Origin of the sequence: Leifsonia sp. RAF41, assembly GCF_052114085.1 — a bacterium.
In the GTDB taxonomy this organism is placed as follows: Bacteria; Actinomycetota; Actinomycetes; order Actinomycetales; family Microbacteriaceae; genus Leifsonia.
In genome coordinates, this window is the sequence record NZ_JBFREB010000001.1 from 1,754,960 (window position 1) to 1,776,879 (window position 21,920).

Annotated in this window: 28 protein-coding genes; 16 read left to right on the forward strand and 12 right to left on the reverse strand. The window is 66.1% G+C overall.

Annotated elements, in window-relative coordinates; genetic code table 11:
• Positions 1–110: 110 nt before the first annotated feature.
• The gene (locus tag AB4Y74_RS08425) at positions 111–503 is read left to right on the forward strand and encodes a VOC family protein (RefSeq protein WP_441798650.1); all 393 of its coding nucleotides are present in this window, start codon (positions 111–113) and stop codon (positions 501–503) included.
• Positions 504–551: 48 nt separating this feature from the next.
• On the opposite strand, the gene AB4Y74_RS08430 is transcribed toward AB4Y74_RS08425, so the two are convergent.
• Positions 552–1,118 (reverse strand): XRE family transcriptional regulator, encoded by a 567-nt coding sequence (locus AB4Y74_RS08430; protein ID WP_441798651.1) that lies wholly within the window; start codon positions 1,116–1,118, stop codon positions 552–554.
• A 69-nt stretch (positions 1,119–1,187) separates the two neighbouring features.
• Between AB4Y74_RS08430 and AB4Y74_RS08435 the strand changes: the two genes are divergently transcribed.
• Positions 1,188–2,126 (forward strand): NAD(P)/FAD-dependent oxidoreductase, encoded by a 939-nt coding sequence (locus tag AB4Y74_RS08435; protein ID WP_441798652.1) that lies wholly within the window; start codon positions 1,188–1,190, stop codon positions 2,124–2,126.
• 34 nt (positions 2,127–2,160) lie between these two features.
• Here the strand turns inward: AB4Y74_RS08435 and AB4Y74_RS08440 are convergent, their stop codons facing one another.
• Both AB4Y74_RS08440 and AB4Y74_RS08445 read right to left on the reverse strand, forming a co-directional pair.
• A complete protein-coding gene (locus tag AB4Y74_RS08440) occupies positions 2,161–2,571 on the reverse strand; it encodes a (R)-mandelonitrile lyase (RefSeq protein ID WP_441798653.1) in 411 nt (136 codons plus the stop codon).
• Complete coding sequence (locus tag AB4Y74_RS08445) at positions 2,568–3,440, reverse strand: helix-turn-helix transcriptional regulator (protein ID WP_441798654.1); 873 nt, start codon at positions 3,438–3,440, stop codon at positions 2,568–2,570. Before AB4Y74_RS08445 ends, AB4Y74_RS08440 begins: the two co-directional genes overlap by 4 nt.
• A 101-nt stretch (positions 3,441–3,541) precedes the next feature.
• Here AB4Y74_RS08445 and AB4Y74_RS08450 point away from each other — a divergent pair, with 101 nt between their 5' ends.
• The gene (locus AB4Y74_RS08450; RefSeq protein WP_441798655.1) at positions 3,542–3,904 is read left to right on the forward strand and encodes a carboxymuconolactone decarboxylase family protein; all 363 of its coding nucleotides are present in this window, start codon (positions 3,542–3,544) and stop codon (positions 3,902–3,904) included.
• A gap of 12 nt (positions 3,905–3,916) precedes the next feature.
• Here AB4Y74_RS08450 and AB4Y74_RS08455 read toward each other — a convergent pair whose 3' ends face one another.
• Entirely contained in the window at positions 3,917–4,798 is an 882-nt protein-coding gene (locus AB4Y74_RS08455; RefSeq protein ID WP_441798656.1) for a hypothetical protein, read from the reverse strand.
• Positions 4,799–4,932: 134 nt separating this feature from the next.
• Positions 4,933–5,055 (reverse strand): type B 50S ribosomal protein L36, encoded by a 123-nt coding sequence (gene ykgO, locus AB4Y74_RS08460; protein WP_064108940.1) that lies wholly within the window; start codon positions 5,053–5,055, stop codon positions 4,933–4,935.
• 167 nt (positions 5,056–5,222) lie between these two features.
• On the opposite strand from ykgO, the gene AB4Y74_RS08465 reads away from it, so the two are divergent.
• A complete protein-coding gene (locus tag AB4Y74_RS08465) occupies positions 5,223–5,462 on the forward strand; it encodes a hypothetical protein (protein ID WP_441798657.1) in 240 nt (79 codons plus the stop codon).
• Between the two features lie 74 nt (positions 5,463–5,536).
• Here AB4Y74_RS08465 and AB4Y74_RS08470 read toward each other — a convergent pair whose 3' ends face one another.
• Positions 5,537–6,133 carry a GNAT family N-acetyltransferase gene (locus AB4Y74_RS08470; RefSeq protein WP_441798658.1) on the reverse strand — a complete coding sequence of 199 codons (597 nt, stop codon included), beginning with the start codon at positions 6,131–6,133 and terminating at the stop codon, positions 5,537–5,539.
• A gap of 245 nt (positions 6,134–6,378) precedes the next feature.
• Between AB4Y74_RS08470 and AB4Y74_RS08475 the strand changes: the two genes are divergently transcribed.
• Positions 6,379–6,720: a hypothetical protein gene (locus AB4Y74_RS08475; protein ID WP_441798659.1), complete on the forward strand. Its 342-nt coding sequence runs from the start codon at positions 6,379–6,381 to the stop codon at positions 6,718–6,720.
• A gap of 411 nt (positions 6,721–7,131) precedes the next feature.
• Here the strand turns inward: AB4Y74_RS08475 and AB4Y74_RS08480 are convergent, their stop codons facing one another.
• From AB4Y74_RS08480 to AB4Y74_RS08490, 3 genes are read right to left on the reverse strand one after another with little or no spacing between them, the layout of a single operon-like run.
• Positions 7,132–7,593 (reverse strand): HAD family hydrolase, encoded by a 462-nt coding sequence (locus AB4Y74_RS08480; RefSeq protein ID WP_441798660.1) that lies wholly within the window; start codon positions 7,591–7,593, stop codon positions 7,132–7,134.
• Positions 7,571–7,813, reverse strand: a complete 243-nt coding sequence (locus tag AB4Y74_RS08485; protein WP_441798661.1) for a DUF2283 domain-containing protein — start codon at positions 7,811–7,813, stop codon at positions 7,571–7,573. The genes AB4Y74_RS08480 and AB4Y74_RS08485 overlap by 23 nt, the downstream gene beginning before the upstream one ends.
• Before the next feature lie 2 nt (positions 7,814–7,815).
• A complete protein-coding gene (locus AB4Y74_RS08490) occupies positions 7,816–8,631 on the reverse strand; it encodes a DUF4258 domain-containing protein (RefSeq protein WP_441798662.1) in 816 nt (271 codons plus the stop codon).
• A gap of 327 nt (positions 8,632–8,958) precedes the next feature.
• On the opposite strand from AB4Y74_RS08490, the gene AB4Y74_RS08495 reads away from it, so the two are divergent.
• The 7 genes from AB4Y74_RS08495 (at position 8,959) to AB4Y74_RS08525 (ending at position 14,472) form a co-directional block, all read left to right on the forward strand.
• The gene (locus AB4Y74_RS08495) at positions 8,959–9,585 is read left to right on the forward strand and encodes a TetR/AcrR family transcriptional regulator (RefSeq protein WP_441798663.1); all 627 of its coding nucleotides are present in this window, start codon (positions 8,959–8,961) and stop codon (positions 9,583–9,585) included.
• A 212-nt stretch (positions 9,586–9,797) separates the two neighbouring features.
• The gene (locus AB4Y74_RS08500) at positions 9,798–10,715 is read left to right on the forward strand and encodes an NADP-dependent oxidoreductase (protein ID WP_441798664.1); all 918 of its coding nucleotides are present in this window, start codon (positions 9,798–9,800) and stop codon (positions 10,713–10,715) included.
• A gap of 30 nt (positions 10,716–10,745) precedes the next feature.
• Positions 10,746–11,219, forward strand: coding sequence for a GNAT family N-acetyltransferase (locus AB4Y74_RS08505; RefSeq protein ID WP_441798665.1), 474 nt, complete (start codon positions 10,746–10,748; stop codon positions 11,217–11,219).
• 5 nt (positions 11,220–11,224) lie between these two features.
• On the forward strand, positions 11,225–11,557 hold the full coding sequence (locus tag AB4Y74_RS08510; RefSeq protein WP_441798666.1) for a hypothetical protein: 333 nt from the start codon (positions 11,225–11,227) through the stop codon (positions 11,555–11,557).
• Between the two features lie 109 nt (positions 11,558–11,666).
• On the forward strand, positions 11,667–12,305 hold the full coding sequence (locus tag AB4Y74_RS08515; protein ID WP_441798667.1) for a hypothetical protein: 639 nt from the start codon (positions 11,667–11,669) through the stop codon (positions 12,303–12,305).
• 189 nt (positions 12,306–12,494) lie between these two features.
• The gene (locus AB4Y74_RS08520; protein WP_441798668.1) at positions 12,495–13,700 is read left to right on the forward strand and encodes a DUF7910 domain-containing protein; all 1,206 of its coding nucleotides are present in this window, start codon (positions 12,495–12,497) and stop codon (positions 13,698–13,700) included.
• Positions 13,701–13,830: 130 nt separating this feature from the next.
• Positions 13,831–14,472, forward strand: a complete 642-nt coding sequence (locus AB4Y74_RS08525; protein ID WP_441798669.1) for an HdeD family acid-resistance protein — start codon at positions 13,831–13,833, stop codon at positions 14,470–14,472.
• Positions 14,473–14,677: 205 nt separating this feature from the next.
• Here the strand turns inward: AB4Y74_RS08525 and AB4Y74_RS08530 are convergent, their stop codons facing one another.
• Together AB4Y74_RS08530 and AB4Y74_RS08535 are read right to left on the reverse strand one after the other, a co-directional pair.
• A complete protein-coding gene (locus tag AB4Y74_RS08530; RefSeq protein WP_441798670.1) occupies positions 14,678–16,672 on the reverse strand; it encodes a S9 family peptidase in 1,995 nt (664 codons plus the stop codon).
• Entirely contained in the window at positions 16,669–17,454 is a 786-nt protein-coding gene (locus AB4Y74_RS08535) for an SDR family oxidoreductase (protein ID WP_441798671.1), read from the reverse strand. Before AB4Y74_RS08535 ends, AB4Y74_RS08530 begins: the two co-directional genes overlap by 4 nt.
• Positions 17,455–17,562: 108 nt before the next feature.
• On the opposite strand from AB4Y74_RS08535, the gene AB4Y74_RS08540 reads away from it, so the two are divergent.
• The 4 genes from AB4Y74_RS08540 to AB4Y74_RS08555 all read left to right on the forward strand — a co-directional run bounded on the left by AB4Y74_RS08540 (position 17,563) and on the right by AB4Y74_RS08555 (position 20,272).
• Positions 17,563–18,063: an NfeD family protein gene (locus tag AB4Y74_RS08540; RefSeq protein WP_441798672.1), complete on the forward strand. Its 501-nt coding sequence runs from the start codon at positions 17,563–17,565 to the stop codon at positions 18,061–18,063.
• Positions 18,060–19,022 (forward strand): SPFH domain-containing protein, encoded by a 963-nt coding sequence (locus AB4Y74_RS08545; RefSeq protein ID WP_441798673.1) that lies wholly within the window; start codon positions 18,060–18,062, stop codon positions 19,020–19,022. The genes AB4Y74_RS08540 and AB4Y74_RS08545 overlap by 4 nt, the downstream gene beginning before the upstream one ends.
• Positions 19,019–19,768: a glycerophosphodiester phosphodiesterase family protein gene (locus tag AB4Y74_RS08550; protein ID WP_441798674.1), complete on the forward strand. Its 750-nt coding sequence runs from the start codon at positions 19,019–19,021 to the stop codon at positions 19,766–19,768. The genes AB4Y74_RS08545 and AB4Y74_RS08550 overlap by 4 nt, the downstream gene beginning before the upstream one ends.
• Before the next feature lie 132 nt (positions 19,769–19,900).
• The gene (locus AB4Y74_RS08555; RefSeq protein WP_441798675.1) at positions 19,901–20,272 is read left to right on the forward strand and encodes an RNA polymerase-binding protein RbpA; all 372 of its coding nucleotides are present in this window, start codon (positions 19,901–19,903) and stop codon (positions 20,270–20,272) included.
• Positions 20,273–20,295: 23 nt separating this feature from the next.
• Here the strand turns inward: AB4Y74_RS08555 and lnt are convergent, their stop codons facing one another.
• Positions 20,296–21,882: an apolipoprotein N-acyltransferase gene (gene lnt, locus AB4Y74_RS08560; protein WP_441798676.1), complete on the reverse strand. Its 1,587-nt coding sequence runs from the start codon at positions 21,880–21,882 to the stop codon at positions 20,296–20,298.
• Between the last annotated feature and the right edge of the window lie 38 nt (positions 21,883–21,920).

Genomic DNA, 21,920 nt, shown 5'->3' on the forward strand with positions numbered 1-21,920 from the left:
TGATCAGCTCCTGTCGAGGTGATGGTCGGCGCGCTCATTCTTCTCGTCCGATGCTGTGACCAGCCTGGAGCCACCCGCGCGGGCCGGGTGCACGCGCCTATGATCGGCGCATGCTGGTGGTGGGTTCGATTGTGATCCGTGTCGACGACATCTCGTCGCAGCGCGCTTTCTGGTCGGCTGCGCTCGACTATGTGGCGCGCGAGCCGGCCGACACCGACTTCGTCCTGCTGCATCCGCGCGACGGGGAGGGGCCGAACGTCTCACTCGATGCCGCCCGCTCCGAACGGGTGCTGCCGCCTCGCATCCACCTCGATCTCTACGCCGAGGACCAGGCTGTGGAGGTTCGCAGGCTCACCGCTCTCGGCGCGCGGGAGGTCCACTGGGACCGGCGACCGGAGGATGCGGACTACGTCATCATGGAGGACCCGGAAGGCAACCGCTTCTGCGTCATCGATGCGACGGACTGGGGAGGCTGGTCGCGGATCCGTCGGGGTCGCCCATAGGCTTCGGGACGGCTCGGCGGAGTCGGCGTCCCGCCGGCACGCCACTGACTACGCGGATGCGCGCGTGTGCAGGCGTGCGCCTTCCGCGTTGAACAGGCACAGCACCTCGAGCACCCCCGGTCCGGGATTGGCGAAGCCGTGCGGAACAAGCGTGTCGAACTCGGCGGCCTCGCCGGCTTCTAGGACGAGATCGTCGGCCGCGAGAAGCAGCCGCATGCGGCCGGAGATCACGTAGATCCAGTCCCAGCCCGGGTGTACCCACTGGGGGATGGGCTTGTCGGGGGTCGCCGGGAGCACCTGTTTGAACGCCTCCCACGACCCCGCGCCCCCGGAGAGAGGGACCGTGACCACACCGTCCCGGACCCGGGGGCGGGGATGGATGCGCGGGTCGCCCAGCGCCGGCGCACCCACCAGGTCGTCCAAGGGCAGGTGATAGAGCCGTGCCAGCGGGAGGAGCAGTTCCAGTTGCGCCCGGCGCGCGCCCGACTCCAGCCGGGACAGCGTGCTGATCGAAATTCCGGTGGCGTCGCTGACCGCGCTGAGGGTCAGTTTGCGCGATTCCCGGATGGCGCGAAGTCTCGGACCGATTCCCGCCAGTTCTTCGTCGATCGCCATCGCGCCTCCTCTTTGTCGTTTCAGCAAACCATGTTGTCATTTCAGGCGCGTCAGCACCAGCATGGCCCTATGGAGATCATCGCTGAGACGGATCGGGCCGACGTCGTCATCATCGGGGGCGGCCCCGCGGGTCTCAGTGCCGCTCTCTCGCTCGGCCGTGCACGCCGGCGTGTCGTCGTGGTGGACGGCGGCCGACCACGAAACGCCCCCGCCCCGCACATGCACGGCGTCTTGGGGCACGACGGCCTTCCCCCTCTGGAGTTGCTCGAGAAGGGGCGCCGGGAGGTGGTCGGCTACGGCGTTCGCATCGTCCCGGGAACCGCCACCCTCGCCCGCGTCGTGGACGGCGGCGTCGAGATCGACACGACAGCCGGTACCCTCAGGGCTCGCCGACTCGTCGTCGCGACCGGACTCGCAGATGAGCTGCCCGACAACCCCGGATTGCGGGAGCAGTGGGGGAGGGGCGCCGTGGTCTGCCCGTACTGCGACGGATGGGAGCATCGCGACGATGTGATCGGCGTCATCGCGACTTCGCCGGAAAGCGTCCGGCAGGCGCAGCTCCTCCGGCAGTGGTCGGATCGCGTGGTCTACTTCCCGAACGCCATCGGTGAACCCGACCCTGAGGCGGCGGACGCGCTGGTGCGACGAGGCATCCGCATCGAGCACGGCACGGTTGCGGCAGTGCAGATCGTCGAGGACGAAGTGACCGGAGTGGAGGTAGACGGGCACACGGTTCCCGTCGACGTCATCTTCACCGGGCCGACGTTGCGGCCGAACGACGCGCTCCTTCGTTCGCTCGGGGCGACCTCATCCGATGGTCCGAACGGATCGTGGGTCGACATCGATGCCGACGGCCGTACCTCGGTACCGGGAGTGTGGGCGGTCGGCAACGTCGTCGACCTGCGGGCGAACGTCTCCGTCTCCCTCGGGCTCGGCGCCCTGATCGCCGGCGCGGTGAACGCCGACCTCGTCCTTGCGGACATCGCCGCGGCCCCGGCGGTTCAGTAGGCGCCGTCTCCTCGCGGATACGCTGGGCGATGCCTTACGCGGGGGAGTCGCCGTTGTACTCGGCGTCGGTGATGTGCTCGAGCCAGGTGGTGGTCGTCGCCGGGTCGTCGGCGCTTTCGAGCATGGCGATGTGCTCCATGAAGCATCCCGGCGCTGCGGCGTGCCAGTGTTCCTCGCCGGGCGGCGTGTAGAGCGTCTCACCGGCGTGGACCTCGATGATGGTTCCGTCGCGACCGCCGAACCGGGCGACGCCCTGGGTGACGCGCAGATACTGGCCGCGGGCGTGGGAGTGCCAGGCTGTGCGGGCACCCGGGGCGAAGCGGACTGTGGCGACGGTCATCCGCTGGTCGGCTTCGTGGGGGAGTGCGATGGGGTCCAGCCAGACGCCTCCGGCGAACTGCTCGGGCGGATTCTTGGTGGTGGGGGTGCTCGGTTCGATGTTCATGCGTTCTCCTTGCGTGTTTCGGAAGCGAGTTCGGTTGCCGCCCAGCTGGCGAGCAGGCGCAGGCCGTCCTCTGACGGCGTCCCGGGGTCGGCGCTGTACGCGGTGAGGGTGAGGCCGGGTTCATTGGGCATCACCAGCGCGTCGAATGCCAGGTGCAGTTCACCGATCACCGGGTGGCGGAAGTCCTTGTGGCCTCCACGGTGCAGCCGAACATCGTGTTGAGCCCACCGCGCACGGAAGGCGTCGGAGCGCGTCGACAGTTCCCCGACGAGGTCCGTGAGGGCCTTGTTGAAGGGGTCGCGCCCGGCTTCGGTTCGGAGGATCGCGACGGCTGTGTCGGCGGCCGTGTCCCAGTCCGGGTAGAGGTTGTGCGAGCGCGGGTCGAGGAACTGGAATCGGGCCAGGTTCATCGGGCGGGGGGCGCCCCCGTAAGCCTCGGAGTACAGGGCGCGTCCGAGATCGTTGATCGCCAGCACATCCAGTCGACCGTTCCGGACGAACGCCGGAACGCCGACCATCGAATCCAGCAGGCGCTGAATGCTCGCGCTGACCGCGACGGCCGGCTTCCGACGAGGACGCGCCGCCGGGGAGGCGGCGCGGGCGAGATCCTGCAGGTGATCGCGTTCGGCTTCATCGAGGTGCAGAGCGCGATCGAGCGACTCCAGCACGCTTTCGGACACGCCTGCGAGCGAGCCGCGTTCCAGCTTCGTGTAGTACTCGACCGAGACGCCGGCGAGCAGGGCGACCTCCTCACGCCGCAGCCCCGGTACGCGCCGGGATCCGCCGAAGAAGGGCAGCCCGGCCTGCTCGGGGGTGAGTCTGGCCCGGCGCGAGGCGAGGAACTCGCGGACCTCGGTGCGGTTGTCCATGTGCACCACGCTACGTCCGCATCCCGAACGCAGGGAGTCTCTCTCAGTACCCGTATCAGCAGCGTCTCTCACCCGAGCGTAAGGAGGGCTTCGATGGAGGCATGACTGATTGGACACCCGAGGAGCACAACACGACAACCGGCTGGACAGGGGGACAGCGCGCGTTCGGAGACTTCGCGCCCGCGCTCGTCCATTACACCGATCGAGTGCTCTTCGACGAGGTGTGGGAGCGGACCGAGCTCTCCAAGCGCGATCGCAGCCTCATCACCGTCGCTGCTCTCCTGGTCGGCGGGAACACCGAGCAGCTCGACTTCCACCTCGCGTTCGCCCAGCAGAACGGTGCGACCGAGGAGGAGCTCATCGAGGCGATCACGCACCTCGCCTTCTACGCCGGCTGGCCCAAGGCCATGTCGGCCATGACCGTGGCGAAGAAGCTGTTCGCGCCCGGCACGAACCAGGAGTGAGGATCTCAGCGATCAGGGCCGGAAACTGCGAACCAATCCGGTCAGATCCCTGATCCACTCGCGTGACGTCATGATCTCACCGACGAATGCGCTCGCTTCCGAGATGCCTCCCGTGTTGAACCACTTCTTGATGCTGTAGGTGGCCGGAGGGAGCTTGCTCGACTTCTTGGCGAACAGATCGGAGAAGGACTTCACGCAGGCGCTGTCCGTCTTCGCGGTGCTCAGCCAGCTGGCCGCCACATCCACCGCATCATCGTTGCTGTCGACACGGAGGGCGTTCCGCGTCGTCACGCCGGCTTCGGTGCAGTTCCAGAGAAAAGTGCGCGTTCGGGATGCGTACCCGGTCGTGGCGATTCGTTTCGCATACTGCTTACCCAGCTTGACGATCGTGTCGGCTTGCTGCTTGTACAGCAGCCAGCTGGAGGTGATCAGGGGCGTCGCGACGCCCCACGCGAGCGTGTCGAGTGAAGCAATCGACACGCGCTCGCCCGGGGCGACGATCCAATCGTTCCCCGCGATCCCTGCTTCGATCGCAAAGGTCGAGAACAGGGGAGCGATGCCCGTCGGTTCGTGATAGATCGAATTGTTCTCGGGGACATACGCGGTCTGAATGCGGTCCTTGAATGCCCAGACGACCGGCGACTCATTCGTGAAGGTGAACTGGAAATGCCCGGGTTCCTGGGGTCCCCAGTCACAGAGCACGAGGTCTTCGTTGTACTCGGCTTCGAGGTCGGTCTCCGAGTAGGTGCCGATCCTCGTGGTGTCGTCGGGGCAGCTATGAACACCCGTATGCGGTTGGAGCCCCGGCTGCGCTGCAGCAGACCGGGGTGTTGCGATCGCGCAGCCGGTCGTCACGAGCGCGATTGAGAGTGCAAGCGCTGCAATCCGTCTCATGAGAGTCCCTCCGCCGATGCCTCGACACGAACGCCCCCAACGCCCTTGTGCCAATCATGAGATTTCCTTGTCTTTCCCGGCTAGAGGGAAGGGCGCAGGGTCGATGACCCTGCGCCCTTCGTTTCGGGTGCTACTCAGCCTTGGCGGGCCTTCATCCGCGGGTTCTTCTTGTTGATGATGAACGTGCGGCCCCGGCGGCGCACCACCTGAGCGCCGGGCATCGACTTGAGCGAGCTCAATGAGTTGCGTACCTTCATGACGGACCTCCCTTGTTGAAATCTATTCTCAATAACAAGGGAGGGTCGCCGTTTATTCTCCTGGCGGGTGACTACCCCGAATGTCGCCAGCCAAGCGTCGTCATCAGGCCGTAGCTAGTGCCGCCTTCACCGTAAGACCCGAGCTGATTGCTCGATATTCTGTGTGCATGTCGAATGTCTCGCACCTGCTGCGGTATGACGGTCAAGAGTTTCCGCTCACGGCCGAGGATCACCGCCGCCTCCGGAGGGTTTACGAAACCGGGCTAGCTGTCAGTGGTGTCCTGTTCGACTTTGTACCTGCCGGCTCAACGCACTCGGTGACGATTGCCGTCGGCAGCGGTGCCGCATTCGTCCTGACAGAGGTCGACGACGTCACTGAGCCTGCGACATCGGCTGGCGGCTTCTGACTGCGGTATTCAGTCCTCCGCGACCCGGGCAGAAGGCGAGCACGGGCGAGTGGAGGGCCGGTCATCGTCGGCGATCACTCGTAAGCCAGATAGGTGCCGGCGTGCGTCGGCTTGGTGATCCGGAAGCGCAGCTGCAGGTTCGAACGCTCGAAAAGCCCCACCTGCTGGGCGACCTGCTCATTCGTCACGAAGAGATGCCGACCGAGATTGGCGTCCCGAGCAAGCCACGCTCGGAGCGCATCCAGCAATCGCTCGTCGAGGCCGTCGGACAGACGGGACGTGCGCACCCAGAAGCTCACGAGAGCGCGGTAGCTCTGCCACTCGTTCGCATCGACGGGCGTGATCCGCGCATCCGCGTAGTGGCGCGCGTCGGGCGGCAAGATGTAGACGCATCCCAGACAGTCGGACTCATCCGGGTTCATCAGCGTGTAGGTGAACGCGCGTCGTTCTGCATGCCGCTGTTCCAGCATCTCGACGTCAGCGAGGTCGTCCTCCACAGTGAAATCGTCTGCCGGCCAACCTGTCTGCTCCCACGGACGCAGATACTCCTTGCTCGCCATCACGGCGGCGTAATCCAACGCGACGTCGGCCGCCATGATCGGCCGCAGGATGAACTCGTCCGTCACCAGCCGGTCCGGTATGTCGGTGGAGCCCAGGTGAGTGAAGAGCATCGGAATCCTTCCGATCCGCGAGGACGATGATCTCGGCGTGCGCCACCCTATCGTGAGCGCCCCACAGGTTTCAGCGTTCTGCCCAAGTGTGGCGGATCGGTGGTGTGGGCGTACGGATCGATACCCTGCGGTGACCGTTCCGAGCGCATGCCGGCGCAGGGGCGGCATCGGAGACCTCCTGCGCTGCGTTCGGGTTGACCCAGGGGTGTGGTCGCGGGCCACGGTCGCGCTTACGGTCTTCTTCCATGACGAACCTCATTGAGAGACTGACTGACTCCGTGCCCGCCTGGGGCGCGCGACTCACTTACGGCGAAAAGACCACGCTCGACGGGCACGACATCGTCCCCGTCGCGATCGTCGCCTTCGGCTTCGGCGGCGGCGAGGGGTCTGGCGAGGATCCGGACGGTACCGGACGTGGCGAGGGGAGCGGCGGCGGTGGCGGCGGCTATGCGATACCGATCGGCGCCTACATCGGTGGGCCCCATGGGCCGAGGTTCCGCCCGAATCCGGTCGCGGTGATCATCGCCGCGGCTCCGCTGGTGACCGCGGCCGGACTGGCGCTGGCGCGGCTGATGCGGTCCAGCTGATCTACGCAGCGCCGTTCTCAGCCGTGGTGGACGGTATGGCGATCGAACAAGGCGAGCTCTGCTTCATCCGGTCTCTCGAACCTGCGAATCGATTGTTCGAGTCGGGAACGGGAACGGGAATCCGCCGCCATCCGGTTCAGTACCGACGAATGGATGGCGCCCGGGTCGTCTCGCCGGAGCCAGGGAGCCCGCAGAAGAGTATGAGCACCGGCCGTCCTGCCGTGTCGTTCGCGACGTTCACAATCCGTCCAGAATCCCGATTCGCCGATTGCCTCTGGGACACGGCAGTTGGTGACTCGCGCACCTGCCGCACGTGATCCGCATCGTACCCGTGGCACTTGGCACCGGAACCGATCGATTTCTTCGCCGATCCGTACGACGTCAGATGGCCCGCTTCTGACGCGCGGACTCCTAGGTGACGCGCAGGGTCCGCTGGATCGCATCAATCGTGCTCTTGGTATCGACATGCAGGTGGGCTCGCATGCCCAGCTCCTGCGCGGCTGCGATGTTCTCAGTAACGTCGTCGATGAAGAAGACGTTGCTTGGTTGCGTGCTCATCTGACCGAGCGCGATCTCAAACGCCAACGGATTTGGCTTGGTGACACCGATCTCGTGGCTGTAGCAGATGGGGTCGAACAGTTCAGAGAACCGATAACGACGCTCCTCCTCTTCGCGCGCACCGTCGCCGGAGTTGGAAAGGATGGCGAGACCGACGCGCCCGCGGAGTGTCGACAAGAACACGATCGTCCCGGTGTGAACGACCGGGTGACAGGTTTGCCGCTCCTCTCTTTCACACTTGCAGAGGTCGCGCTCAACTCTGAAGGGCTGACTTTCGCCTGAACGCCGTGGCTTACGACGTCGCTGTTGGCCCATTGGTTGGTGCGGTGGCGAGGACGGAGGGTGGGAGTACTTCGTTTGCTTGGAGGATTTCCACTCCAAGGAGGTGACCGTCGGTGTCGAAGTCGAGGATGATCTCGCCGCGGTCGCCGGGGGTCATGATCGAGTGGATTTGGGTGGTGGCGGCCCCGTCCGGGATGGGGTCGAGGACGCTGATGTAGGCGGCGTTGGCTTCGGGGTCGTAGGTGATCTTCATGGTCAGCCCTTCGTCGCGGTGATGATGTTGCCCGTCTTGTTATCAACGATGACGCGGATACGGCTCGCGCCCTTGCCCTGTGTGAAAACCGAGGTGCCTTTGTTCCCAGCGGTCTTCGCGCCATTCTGAACGACTTGCTTGATCATGGCTTGGCTGATGCCACGTGCGGCAGCCTGGGTGAGGACGTGCCGGGTCAGGTGAGCGACGACAAACAGGGCCGGGATCCAGAACGGGTCAGCGACGACGGGGTACACGGTCGCCGACGTGGGGCGCAGGTGCTGGGTGATCGTGTTGCCGTCGATGCTGAAGTACGTATCCACCGGTGAACCGGTCGCATCCACTGCCCAGGGAGGCGCGATCGTAGAGGTCAAGTTGCCGTCGGCGTCACGGAGCGCGACACCGCCGTCCTCCAGCCCGATCAGGTCCACGGTCGGTCCGAACGTGAATGGGAATTCGCCTGAGGCGGCGGCTGATTCCAGGTGGATCAACGCCCGATAAGCCCCGCCGCCGGCGTCCTGCACAGAGGTCGTAAAGCTCGGGCCGTAGGTGGTACCCACCATTAGGTCCCCGTTGGGCCGATGCGCCGTGGCGCTCCCAGGAAGGGTCAGCGCGGCGGTGTGTGCTGCCGACAGTTCAACGACACCGTTGACCACCTCGACACGGGGGCGCCCCAGCGGGGGCTCCGAAACGCTTGCCGGAACCGAGCTGAGCGCTTGGCGGAGATCCTGGGTGACCTCGTTCGTGCTGGGGACCGGCGTAAATGCTGTCGCGGTGACAGTGAGGGTGGTGGCGATGGCGATCGCGGTGAAAAGCCTCATTGATCGTCTCTTTCTCACAGGAACGGGGTGATGTTTCAATGCTCCAGTATTCTGTGAGCCTTCACATCATCCGCGGGAGTGATCCGACACGACCCTAAGTATGGCGGGGAGAGACGACTGCGTCGGGTGCGTCTGCTTGGTCTGCGAGCGCCAGGGGAGGTGGGGACCGGTACTGGGTGGTCAGAGCAGTTAGCCGAGGCTTTGCAGCGCAGATGACATAATGTGCATTATCAGCGATCGGATCTACGTAACCTGTCGATGCCGTGGGCGTCGTGTTGCCGCTGAGCGCTGAGGCGAGGAAGCGGTTCCGAGACGTACGATGAAGAGGTGTCCGTGACTGGCGAGACGACAACGACGCGCCTGACCGCGCGCGGCGCGATGACCCGCGAGCGGATCGTCACTGCCGCGGCCGATCTGATGTATGTCCGGGGCGTCGGAGCGACCACTCTCGACGACGTGCTCGAGGCCAGTGGCGTCAGCAAGTCACAGCTATACCGCCACTTCGCAAACAAGGATGAAATCGTCCGAGCTGTCATCCAGCTCATGGGCCAGCGGGTGATCGAGCGTGAACAGAATGCGCTCGGTCGCGTCTCCACCATCGCGGGACTCCGCCGCTGGCGGGACGCTCTGGTGAAGAACAACGCGCTCCGTCACGGGGCCTATGGCTGCGCGCTCGGCTCGTTCGCTTCGGAGGTAGCCGACCATGACGTCGTGGCGCGGCAGATGCTCCTGTCGCTGTTCGCCGAGTGGAAGGATCTTCTGGCCGGGGCGATCCGCCGGCTGCAGGAGCACGGAGCCCTTCCGCGTGAAGCGCCCATCGACGAGCTTGCGACAGGCCTGCTCGGCGCTCTCCAGGGCGGCTACGTCTTGGCGCAGACTGCCCGAGACGTGACGCCCATGGCGACCTCGATCGACATGGCGCTCAGACATATCGAGAGCCTGTCGACCTCCTGAGCAGCTCCGCCCGACCACGGAAGAATGGGACTTTCGAGTCCAGAGTTTGACGCGAATCGGAGCGCCTGTCGCGCGAATATCACTGACCGTGATGGCGCATCCAACTGGACTTTCTAGTCCTGTTCATGATTACCATGTTCCATAATTCGACCATGTGGTCGAACCTGGAAGTGCGCGACCCTCCTCGCGGTCGGCAATGCAAGGAGATGCCCATGAAGGCGATAGCGGTGACCGATCAGGCTCAAGGACCAGCCGGAATGAAGCTCACGGAGCGGCCCGAGCCGAAGCCCGCCATCAACGACGTGATCGTCGAGGTGCATGCGGCCGCGTACGTGCCCACCGAGATCGACTGGCCGTCCACCTGGGCCGACCGCGCGGGCCGCGGCAGGACGCCGGCGATCCCGGGTCACGATGTCGCCGGCGTGGTGAGCGCGCTGGGTTATGGCACGACTGGCCCCACGGTCGGCCAGCGGGTCTTCGGCATCACGGACTGGCACCGCGACGGCACGCTCGCCGAATACGTGGCCGTCGAGTCCCGCAACCTCGCGCCGCTGCCTGGCGATGTGGAATTCACTGTCGGTGCGAGCCTTCCGATCTCCGGCCTCACCGCATGGCAAGGTCTGTTCCAGCACGGCCGACTCCGCTCGGGACAGACGGTGCTCGCCCATGGCGCAGCCGGCGCCGTCGGCACCATGGTGACGCAGCTCGCACGAGAGGCCGGCGCTCACGTCATCGGTACCGGGCGCGCCGCCGACCGTGGGAAGGCACTGGACTACGGGGCGCACGAGTTCGTCGACCTCGACAACGAGCCCCTCGAGGACGTCGGCCAGGTCGACCTGGTGTTCGACGTCATCGGTGGCGCAATCCAGGAGAGGTCTGCCGCCCTCATCCGGGCGGGTGGGACCCTTGTCACCGTGACCGGTCTGGGAAATGTGCGGCCGGTCGAGGGACTCTCCGTCGACTTCGTCGTCGAGTCCGTGCCGTCCCAGCTCACCGAGATCGTCGAGCGGGTTCGGGATGGCCGGCTTCGCACGAACATCGACGAGGTGGCAACGCTCGAGAACGCTGTCGCAGCTCTGAACCCGTCGCGGCGGCGGAACGGCAAGACCGTCATCAGCATCCACTCCTGAGATCACCGTCGACCCCATTGAGGAACCACCATGAGCAGCGCAGACTTCGAGTACCCCGATGAAGCCGGATACCCCGACGGCGTCGGGACACTCACCCAGGACCAGGTCGTTCTCATCGACGAGCTGCAGGACGACCACTCCCCCACGATCCCTTTCTTCGTCTCCCGCAACGAACCGATTTCCACCTATGAAGCGATCTCCGGGGACACCGTGATCGGCGGCCTGACCTACGACGTCGCCGCACAGGATCGCGTGGTCCTGGTCGCTGCAGCTGTGTTCCCCGAATACCGCGGGCAAGGCGTCGCCACGGAGCTGATCCGCCAGGTCCTCGACGACGTGCGCAGCCGCGGCAACACGGTCACGATCCTGTGCCCCATCGTCTGGGCCTTCATCGACCGCAGTCCCGAGTACCGCGATCTGATCGACCCGAAGCTCCCCGGCCTCCGGAAAGCCCGCCGAGAGAACGAGCCCATTAACCACAGACAACCGCGCAACGGCAGGTGAATCACATGAATTCCAGAAAGCACAAGGAACCGCAGCACTTCCCGGTGATGGACGGCGCTCAACCAGCCCCGCGAGAGGACCAGATCGCAGGCATCGTCCAACGCGTGTGGGCCGACTCCCGCGTCTATCACCAGGATGTGGAGACGCTGCTCCGCGAGTGGCTCACCACCGACCAGTGCATCGTGAGCGAGGCTGAGTTCACGATGCTGCTGACCAAAGCGCGGGGCGAATTCGATCGCATCGCGACACCGGACAGCTCCGGCGCTCCGGTGTGCCCAGCGCATTCGCTCGTCGCCTGCGTCTACTGGGACGTACAAGAACTCGAGCGACGATCGTAGGTGCGGGATCCCAGACGCACGTGAGTTGGATCTCATTGTCTTGCGGCCGATATCCGCACTGTCGTAGGTTGCCTGCATCTGATGCAGGCTTCTTCGATGTGAGGGTGCGATGCCGGAATCTGACCCCCACCCCAGCTCCGCTCGCACGTGGCCTTCCGAGCTTCGCGAAATCATCGCGGTGTTCGTGCTCTCGGCCACCGCGATCCTCACCGCATGGTGCGGCTTCGAATCGTCGAAGTGGAGCGGCGAAATGTCGATCGAATTCAGCGAGGCATCGTCCGCCCGGATCCAATCCCTGAATGCATCCAACGACGCTCGAGAGGCGCGATCGATCGACCTGACGGTCTACGCGCAATGGATCGACGCCCGCGCCACAGGCGATGAAGCCCTTGCTGGCTACATCGAGGGCCGCTTCACGCCGGCGTTCAGGGTGGCCTTCGATAACTGGGAGCGAACCGGCGAGGCACTGCCATCACCGTTCGCGGAACCCAGCTACGTACCAAATGGGCAGGTGGAATCCGAGGATCTTGCGACGAGGGCGACCACGACCTTCGACGCCGCACTTCACAGCAACCAGCGCGGAGACAACTACGCACTGCTCACGGTCCTGTTCGCTCTGGTCCTCTTCTTCAGCGCGATGTCCAGCCGCAACCGCTTCCCCTGGGTCGACTGGTTCCTCCTCGGCCTTGCAATCGTGATCGCCATCATCGGGACGATCATCCTGGCGCACTACCCGGTTCTGATCTGACCCACCCCCAGCCCACTGTGGTCGAGTGGACGGGATCATCCGAAGGAAGGATGATTGATGTCAGAGGGATGCGGTATATCTATAGATATGTTTACACCACAGGAATTGACCGCCCCCTCACACCCGACGCACCAGAGCACGACCCGGACTGGCCCTCCGCTTGGGAGGCGACGGTCACCGAGGTGGAGGGTGCCAGCACTTGCGGCCGGCGCGGTTATCGTGGGGGCGCTCCTCCCGGTCACTGGTGGTGGTCAGGCGCATGCGTTGGACCTCAGCGGGCCCGTGTACTCGTGGACTGCGCAAGGGGTCGTCAAGGCTTTCGCGGACGGCACGAAGACTGTCGTGACGCCACCGTTGGCCCAGTCTCCACTCGCGGTGGACTACAACCAGAACGTGTACGCCATCCAGGGCTCTGACCTGTGGAAGTACCCCTCGCGGGGCGGAAGCGAGAAGATCTCCACCGGGCTTGCCGGCGACCGAGGGGGCATCGCCCTCGATCTTGAGGGCAACATCTACGTTGCAGATGGCTGGAAGAAGCGCGTCCAAAAGATCACCCGAGAAGGGGCCCAGTCTACGGTCGCCACCTATCGGGACGTACAGGACGCCATCGCTGTTACCCCGGCCGGCGACATCTTCACGGTCAACTACGACACGGGCGCCGTCACCAAGACCACCGCGACGGGGGCGCAGTCGGCCGTCCCGCTTCCAGACGGAGGAGTGGCTCGAGGAATTGCCGCCGATCTGGACGGCAACATCTACGTTGGCGACCGCGCACACTTCAGAATCTCGAAGATCGTTCCCTCAGGCGTCGTCTCCACCCTCTCGCAGGTGTCGCCGACCGCCGACCTTCTCGGCGTCACCGTAGACATTCACAGAACCGTGTATGTGGCAGACGAGGGGAAGAAGCAGATCATCGAGATCGCCCCCGATAGCAGCACCCGCGCGCTGCCTGGCCTGTGGGAGGGCACGAACCGAATTGCCACTGTCACCGCCACGTGGAACGCACTGTCGGTCGTGTCGCTGAAGAACATCACCTCTGGCCATTACGTGACGGCAGAAAACGGCGGCGCGAGCACGCTGGTGGCGAACCGCACGGCAATAGGGCCCTGGGAGAAATTCACGCTCATCTTCAACGAGGACAACACGGTCAGTCTGAAATCCTGGGCCAACGGCAGGTACGTGACTGCGGACAACGCCGGCGCCAACACATTGATCGCCAACCGCAGCACCATCGGAACCGCTGAGAAGTTCACACTCACGTGGAACAGCGACGGCACCCACAGTCTCCGATCGGTACTCAACGGGCGCTACGTGAAATCCCCGGGTATCGGCGAGCTGACCGCGAACGGCACCACCACAGGGAGCGACACGAAATTCGCACTGACCTGGCACTAGAAAGGAATGAACGAGATGGCCGACATGCAGGTCGGACACTCTGAAGCAGGCTCCTGACACCGGAGCCTCCCGGCGCTAATGTCAGCAGCAACCGCCACGTCGGCGGCCGCCACTGCGAAGGGATGAAGCAATGAGCGCCAATGACCCCACCGACCCGATGCTGCACGAGTTCTCTCTGGATGCCCGTCACATGACGCGTTCCGCCATCAACGCCGTCCGAACGGCGTTGGGTATCAGCGGCGCCGTCGGACTGATCCTCGGGGTCGTGTTGCTGTTCTGGCCCGAGAAGACGATCGCCGTGCTGGCGATCTTCCTCGGGATCTACTTCCTCGTCGCCGGCGTGCTGCGTCTCGGCGTCGGAATCTTCAGCCGCGGAATGAGCGGAGGCTCGCGAGCACTCAACATCATTCTCGGAGTACTGCTGATTTTCGTGGGCGTCCTCGCGCTGAAGAACGTCTCCACCGCGGCCGTCACCCTGGTGATCTTCGCCGTCGCCTTCATCGGCGTCGGCTGGATCATCGAGGGCGTCATGGCCCTCGCCGAGTCTGGGCGGTCCGCGTCGTCCGGCTGGTCGATCGCCTTCGGCATCCTCAGCATCCTGGCCGGAATCGTCGTCCTGGTGCTGCCTGTGTCGTCGGCAGCGTTCCTGCTGCTGTTCGCCGCGATCGCTCTGATCGTGCTCGGCATCATCGGAATCGTCCGCGCCTTCACATTCGGGCGGGACATCCTCAAGGCGACCGACACCGCACCGGCCGCGCCGCGAGTCGCGTAAGTCGACAGGAAACGGAGGGGGTCCGGCCTGCATCAGGCCGGGCCTCCTCCGTTTCCTGTGATGTCCGGGCGGGTCGACCCCCAGCTCCTCCGTTTCCCCCACGCGCGCGCAAACGGAGGAGAACGCTCAGCACACCCGACTCACCGCGGAATACGGAGGCGCTCCTTGCCCACCCGCGGCGGACTTCCTCCGTTTCCCTGCGGAGTCAGCGACGGTTGCTGCGGCTGGGCAGGTGGTCGGCGCACCAGTCCAGGATGATGTCGAATCGCTCCCGACGGTGACGTGGGCGCCCGCTGCGGCTCAGTTCGTGGTCCTCCCCCGGGAAGATCACCAGTTCCGTCTCGACCCCCCGGCGCTTCAGCGCGGTGTAGTACCGCTCCGCCTGGCCCAACGGGCAGCGCAAGTCAGCCGACGAGTGGAGAACGAGCGTCGGCGTCCGCACCTGGTCGACGACCGCCTGCGGGCTCTGCGACCGCATCAGTTCCGGATCTGTTCCCGTGTACTCGTCGCCGAAGAAACTACCGATGTCGCTGGTGCCGACGAACGCCTCCGGGTCCAGAAACCCGCGCTCCACGATCGCGGCCGCGAAACGGTGGTCGTGCGCGATCGTCCACGCGGTCAGGTAGCCCCCGTAGGAGCCTCCCATGATTCCGACCCGTTCTCCGTCGAGTCCGGGGACCTGCTCGATCGCGCCCTCGAGGAAGTCGAGGACATCGTCCAGATCGACGGTTCCCATCCGCTGACGGATGACGCGACCGTGCTGCTGCCCGTAGCCCGCCGAGCCGCGCGGATTCGACATGACGACCGCGTAGCCGGCTGCGGCGTACACCTGCGCCTCGTCGAACAACGCGCCGGTGTAGGCGGCGAAGGGGCCCCCGTGGATGTTGAGGAGCACTGGATGAGGTCCTTCGCCGTCCGGCGCGACCACCCAGCCATGAATCGGGTAGCCGTCGCGGCCGGTGACCGTCAGCTCGGTCGGCGCGAGGACGCCCTTCGCCCGCAGCGGTGCGGACAGGTCGGTCAGCCGGTGCAGACCCTCCCCATCGACCAGCGCGACATCGCCGGTGGTGCGGGCGTCGGCGAAGGTGACGACGATCGTGTCGCCTGCGACGCCGGCGCCACCGACGACGGTCTGGTCGTCGGTCAGGCGACGGCTCTCCCCCGCGGCGTTCACCTCGGTGAGCACCAGCGCCCCGCGGCTCCGGTCGTGCACCAGAACCGCGTCGTCGCGGTATGCCGTGATGACCGACTCGGTGAAGTCGACCGTCTCGGGATCGCTCAGTCGTCGCGGTGCATCACCGTCGACGTCGATGGCGAAGAGGGCCGTGTTGCGACCGACGAAGTCCCTGCCGCTCTCCCCCACGTCCTGTGCGGTGAAGAACAGGACGCCGTTGTTCGCGAATTGGGCGTCGACGACGCTGTACGAGCCGTGGGGCCCCGTCAGATCGCGGGCGTCTCCGCCCTCCACCGCAACACTGAACACGTTGGAGCGCAGGTCGACATCGCGGCTGGCGTGACGTGCCGAGACGAAGGCGATCCGCTTGCCGTCGGGTGAGAACGAGATCGAGCCGTCATCCCACGGCCCGTCCGTCAGCTGTCGGGGTTCTGCGACAGCCGCTCCCCCGTCCGTGGTGCCGTCGGGCAGCGGAACGGGAACGGGCGACGGCACCGACCATACGTCGGGCGCCGCGACGACGAAGACATGCGCGCGCCGGTCGATCGTGTAGCCGAGTCCGTTCGCCTGATATTTCAGCGTGTCGATCCGGCGCGAAGGCTCCCCGTTCGGGTCGATGCCCTCGACCGTGCCGTAGCGTCCTTGCTCGGGTTCTCGGCTCACGAAGGCGAGCGTCCGGCCGTCGGGTGACCACGTGAATTCGGTCACGCCGAGCGTGCGGTCGGTCACTGCGACGGGCTCTCCCCCGGCTGCGTCGACGACGAACAGCTGCGGCGGACGCTTCGGCTCGGCTCGCAGGAAGGCGAGAAGACGGCCGTCCGGCGAGAACCGCGGGGCCGTGTCGCGGAACCCGCGCGTGAACAGCTTCGGGGCGGCGTGCCCGCTCAGCGGGATGGTCCACAGCTGACCGACGGTCGCGTCGGCGGAGAGAGACGGGTGCGTCACCGCGACGACGGCGCGACCGCCACCCGGATGGACCGTCGGCGTCGAGACGCCGACCAGCAGATCGAGGTCGGCGGCCCTCACTCGGTGATCTCGGATTCGACGACCGGGGTGAAACTCGACACGTCGCCCACGAGGCGCGTGTGATCGGCGGGGATCGGGTCGACCACCGCCGCGGCGACCTCGGCGGCGAACTCGCTCACGTTGTAGAGTCGGCCTGCGGCCTCCTTGCGCGCGTCGATCGCACCCGGGTTGAGACGGTTCAGAAGAGTGGCCGTGATCGTGCCCTCGATCATGTCGCCGGACACGACGACGAACTCGACGCCCTTCTCCTTCAGCGTCGGCAGGAGGGCCCGCAGGGCATCCTCGCCGGCTCGCTTGCTCAGGGCGACGGCCTCGTACTCGGGCATCGTCGGCGTGGTCTGGATGAAGTGGGCCTGGTGGCTCGTGACGAAGACCACACGGGAACCGGCTCCGAGCAGTGGGAGCGCCGCCGTCAGGACGTTCACCTGCGCGTCGCGGTTGAGCTGCATGGCGTAGTCCTCCGCCATACCCGACTCCATGCCTCCCGAGGCGTTCAGCACCAGGATGTCGAGACCGCCCCAGGCATCGGCGACCGTCTGGAACATCCCGGCGACCGAGGCGGAGTCGGTCAGGTCGGCACCGACGGCGATGGCCGTTCCGCCCTTCTCGACGATGGAGTCGACGAGCTTGACCGCTCGCGCCTCCTTGTTGCGGTAGTTGATGACGACGCTCGCTCCTGCGTCGGCAAGGTACTGCGCGGTGTCGGCTCCGATGCCGCGCGACGAGCCGGTCACGAGGGCGCGTCTGCCCGTCAGCGAACCAGCGGAAAGGGGGTTGGCCACGAAAACTCCTCGGCGTCGATGTCTAGCATCCTGAGACTACCAAGTGGGTCGGACGCGGCGTCGGCGGCGACTGTTATGGTCGTATCAAAGCAGTGAAAGGGGGACGTCATGGACATCACGTCCTTCGCCTGGATCGTCTGGCTTGTCCTCATCCTCGTCTTCGTGATCATCGAGATGCTGTCGTTCGACTTCGTTTTCCTGATGATCGCCATCGGGAGCCTCGGCGGCCTCCTCTCGGGCCTTTTCGGGGCGCCGTGGTGGCTCCAGATCCTCATTGCGGCCATCGTCTCCGTCCTTCTGATCTTCTTCATCCGGCCCCCGCTGCTGCACGCGCTCAAGCGCGGCGGCGACCCGGCCAAGAGCAACGTCGACCGGCTGATCGGGATGGGCGGCATCGTCGTCTCCACTGTCACGCGCAACGCGGGGCTGGTGAAGCTGCAGGCCGGGGAGACCTGGACAGCACGGCTCGCTGCCCCCGACTCCTCTCCGCCGGAATTGGTGCCGGGCGAACATGTAGTCGTCATCTCGATCGAGGGAGCCACCGCCGTCGTGGCGCCGGCGCCGGTCGCCACAGGAACCGACGGACTGACCGAGAGGATCGCCCCATGAACGATGTCACCCAACTCGTTGTGACCATCGTCGTCAGCGTGGTCATTCTGATCGTCGCGATCTTCGTGCTGGTCACGTTGTTCCGCGCCATCCGGATCATTCCGCAGGCGCGGGCCGGCGTAGTCGAGCGGCTGGGCAAGTACCACAAGACGCTGCTGCCGGGCCTGAACGTGGTCGTGCCGTTCATCGACAAGGTGCGACCGCTGATCGACCTGCGCGAGCAGGTCGTGTCCTTCCCACCGCAGCCGGTGATCACCGAAGACAACCTGGTGGTCTCCATCGACACCGTCGTGTACTTCCAGGTGACGGATGCGCGCGCAGCCACGTACGAGATCGCCAACTACCTGGGTGCTGTCGAGCAGTTGACCACCACGACTCTCCGCAACGTGGTCGGCGGCCTGAACCTCGAAGCCGCCCTGACCAGCCGAGACAACATCAACGGCCAGCTGCGGCTCGTCCTCGACGACGCGACCGGCAAGTGGGGCATTCGCGTCTCCCGGGTGGAGCTCAAGGCGATCGACCCGCCCGCGTCCATCCAGGACTCGATGGAGAAGCAGATGCGCGCCGAGCGGGATCGCCGCGCTGTCATCCTCACCGCCGAGGGAAACAAGCAGTCCGAGATCCTGAACGCGGAGGGCAGGCGGCAGGCCGCCATCCTCAGCGCCGAGGGAGACGCGAAGGCAGCGGTGCTCCGAGCCGAGGGTGAAGCGAAGGCGATCACCACGGTGTTCGAGGCCATCCACGAGGGCAACCCGGACAACCTGCTGCTCGCCTACCAGTACCTGCAGACTCTGCCGAAGCTGGCTGAGGGGCCGGCGAACAAGCTGTGGATCATCCCGAGCGAGTTGACCGAAGCACTGAAGGGCATCGGAACGGCATTCGCTCCGGGAGGTGCGGCTGCTGTCGCTGCCGCCGGGCCGACTGCTCCGACACCGCCCGCACCTCCGACCACGACGTGAGCTTCCTCGACGGACGGCCGCCTCGCGTCATCGCGCATCGCGGCCTGGCCCTCGACGTGCCCGAGAACACCCTGCTGGCGTTCGCCCGCGCCTTGTCCGCGCGCGCGACGCACCTCGAGACGGACATCCACGCCTCCGCGGACGGTGTCGCCGTCATCGCGCACGACCCGACACTGTCCCGAGTCGCCGGTCGCGAGGTGCCGATCGGTCAGCTGACCATGTCGGAGCTTCGCCGCATCGAGCTGGGTCACGGTCAGGGATTCTGCACCCTGGCGGAGGCCCTCGACACGTTCCCGGATGCCCGGTTCAACATCGACGTGAAGGATGCGCAAGCCGCCGCGCCCGCCGTTGACGCCATCCGCGCCGCCCGAGCCGTCGACCGTGTGCTGATCACCAGCTTCGCGCCTGCGCGGCGTCGGGCCGTGACCGACGAGCTCCCGGGCGTCGCCACTTCCCCAGCCGTCTCCGAGTTCCTCCCGGTCCTCACCGGCGCGAAGCTGGGCCTCAGACCGCTGCTCAAACGCTCGCTCCGCGGCTTCGCCGCCGTCCAGATCCCCGAGCGCCGCGGCCCGCTGCAGCTGGTCACCCGGCGGACGGTCGAGCGCATCCATGCGGCCGGAGCCGAAGTGCACGTGTGGACCGTCAACGATCCGGGCGACATGGTGCGTCTCCTCGACCTCGGCGTCGACGGCATCGTCACGGACCGCTGCGATGTGCTGCGCCGGGTGGTCGACGCGCGTCATTGAGGCACCCACAGACACCGGCTGGGGAACGGCGACTCTGAGAGGGCACTGGGAGAAACGCGCTCCCGGAAAGAGAATCCCCAGCTTGACGGTTTATAACTGTGAGGATTCGCGCGCACTAGAGGAGACCACACAATGGCAGATCGCAGCTTGCGCGGCATGAGACTCGGCGCCCAAAGCTTACAAAGCGAAGAAGGCGTCGTCTACTCTCCGCGCTCCCGTTACACATACCTATGCACCGTTTGCGGCCAGGAGTCCGAGGTCGTGTTCTCGGCCGAGGCCGACGCCCCCGACACGTGGGAGTGCAAGCACTGCGGGCACGAGGCTCGCCTGCTCGTGGATGACATCCCCGTCGAGGTCGACCACTCCGACGCGAAGGTCCCGCGCAGCCACTGGGACATGCTGCTCGAGCGCCGCACCCGCGCCGAGCTCGAGGAGCTCCTCGAGGAGCGCCTTCAGTACCTGCGGGCCCGTCGCGGCACCAGCGAGCGCAAGCACAGCGCCTGATTCGGGCGCACCCGAGGCCGTTCTCACCGTCGAGGTGAGGACGGCCTTCTCATGTCCAGGGGCCGATGGATGGTCGGCGCCGGGGAGCGACGCGCGGTGGAGGCGACCAGCAGCCCGAACAGGCCGAGACCCGCGAGCAGGAACTCGATCCCCCGGCTGAGCAGAGTCGCGGGCGTCGTTGTCGTCCCGAGCGGCACATCCGCGACCATGTGGCCCGGCTTGAACGGAGCGATCGAGCTGATGGTGCGGCCGTCCGGGCCCACGACCTGACTGCTGCCGACCGTCGAGATGTTGACGAGCGCCCGCCCCGATTCGATCGCGCGAAGCCGCGCGATGGCCAGCTGCTGCTGGTTCTCGTCCGTCTCCCCGAAGTCGGCGTTGTTCGTCTGCGCGAGGATCACCTGCGCTCCCCCGCGCATCATGTCGGTCAGCAGCTGGTCGTCGACGATGTCGAAGCAGATGGAGATGCCGGCCCGCACACCGCCGATGTCGAAGACGTTGTCGCGCGTCCCCGGGGTGTAATCGCGCCCGATCAGGTCGATCAGATCCGGGGCGAACGGCCGCCAGAAGGCACGGTCGGGCACATACTCGCCGAATGGCACGGGATGCTTCTTGTCGTAGTAATCGACGGCGCCCTTCCCCGCCTCCCACTGCAAGGACGTGTTGAACAGCTTGTCGTCGCGCTGGGTGATCGTTCCGATCACGAACGGCGCCCCGAATTTGCGGCTGAGCGCATCCAGGATCGCCGCGTTGTCCGGATCACGGGTCGGGTCGGGCAGTGCGGACCCTTCCGGCCACACCACCATGTCGACCTTCTTCGCGCCGGTGACCTGGGCCGACGGGATGCGCAGCGTCTCGGCGACCTGGCTCTCGAACACGGCTCCGGGAGGCGCATTGTCGAAGTAGCCCGCCGGCCCGTTGCCCTGTACCGCGGCGATGCGGGTCGTGCCGTCGGTCGTCGCCGGCCAGGCCGGGATTGCGAACACCAGCGCGACGGCGATGCCCGCGAGCAGCGCGCGCGCGTCGGTGCGGACGTCCAACGCGCCGGGCAGCTCGACCAGGAGGGCCACCAGCCAGACCATGACGAAGCTCAGACCCGAGATCCCCAGCCAGGCCACCAGCGGCGCGAGCGGGCTGGTCGACTGCGACTCGGCGACCCGTCCCCACGAGAAGCCGCCGTACGGCCAGGTGCCGGTCACGAACTCGCGCAGCACCCACAAGCCGGCGACGATGACCGGGAGCAGCCCGAGCCGGCCGAGCGTGGTGGGAAACGCCCGCGGCACCCAGCGGTACGCGAGGGTGATCAGGATGCCACCCACACCCCAGAACAGGGACTCCAGGGTCGCAAGTGCGATCCACGGCACCGGGCCCAGGTAGAGCGCCGTCCAGGCGATGTGGACGAGGTAGAACGACTCCCCCGCGATGAAGCCGACCAGGAATGCCGAACCGGTGCTTCGGCCGCGCTGCGCGAGGAGCACCATGGCGATGCCGAGGAACGTGAGCGGCCACCAGTCCAGCGCCGGGAACCCGGCGTCGAGGACCGGCCCGGCGCCGACGGCCAGCACCACCGCGAGCCAGAGCGGAAGCGGGGCTCGCGGGACGATCTGCACGAGTGAAGAGCCTATGTCATCCAGCCCGGTGAAACCTG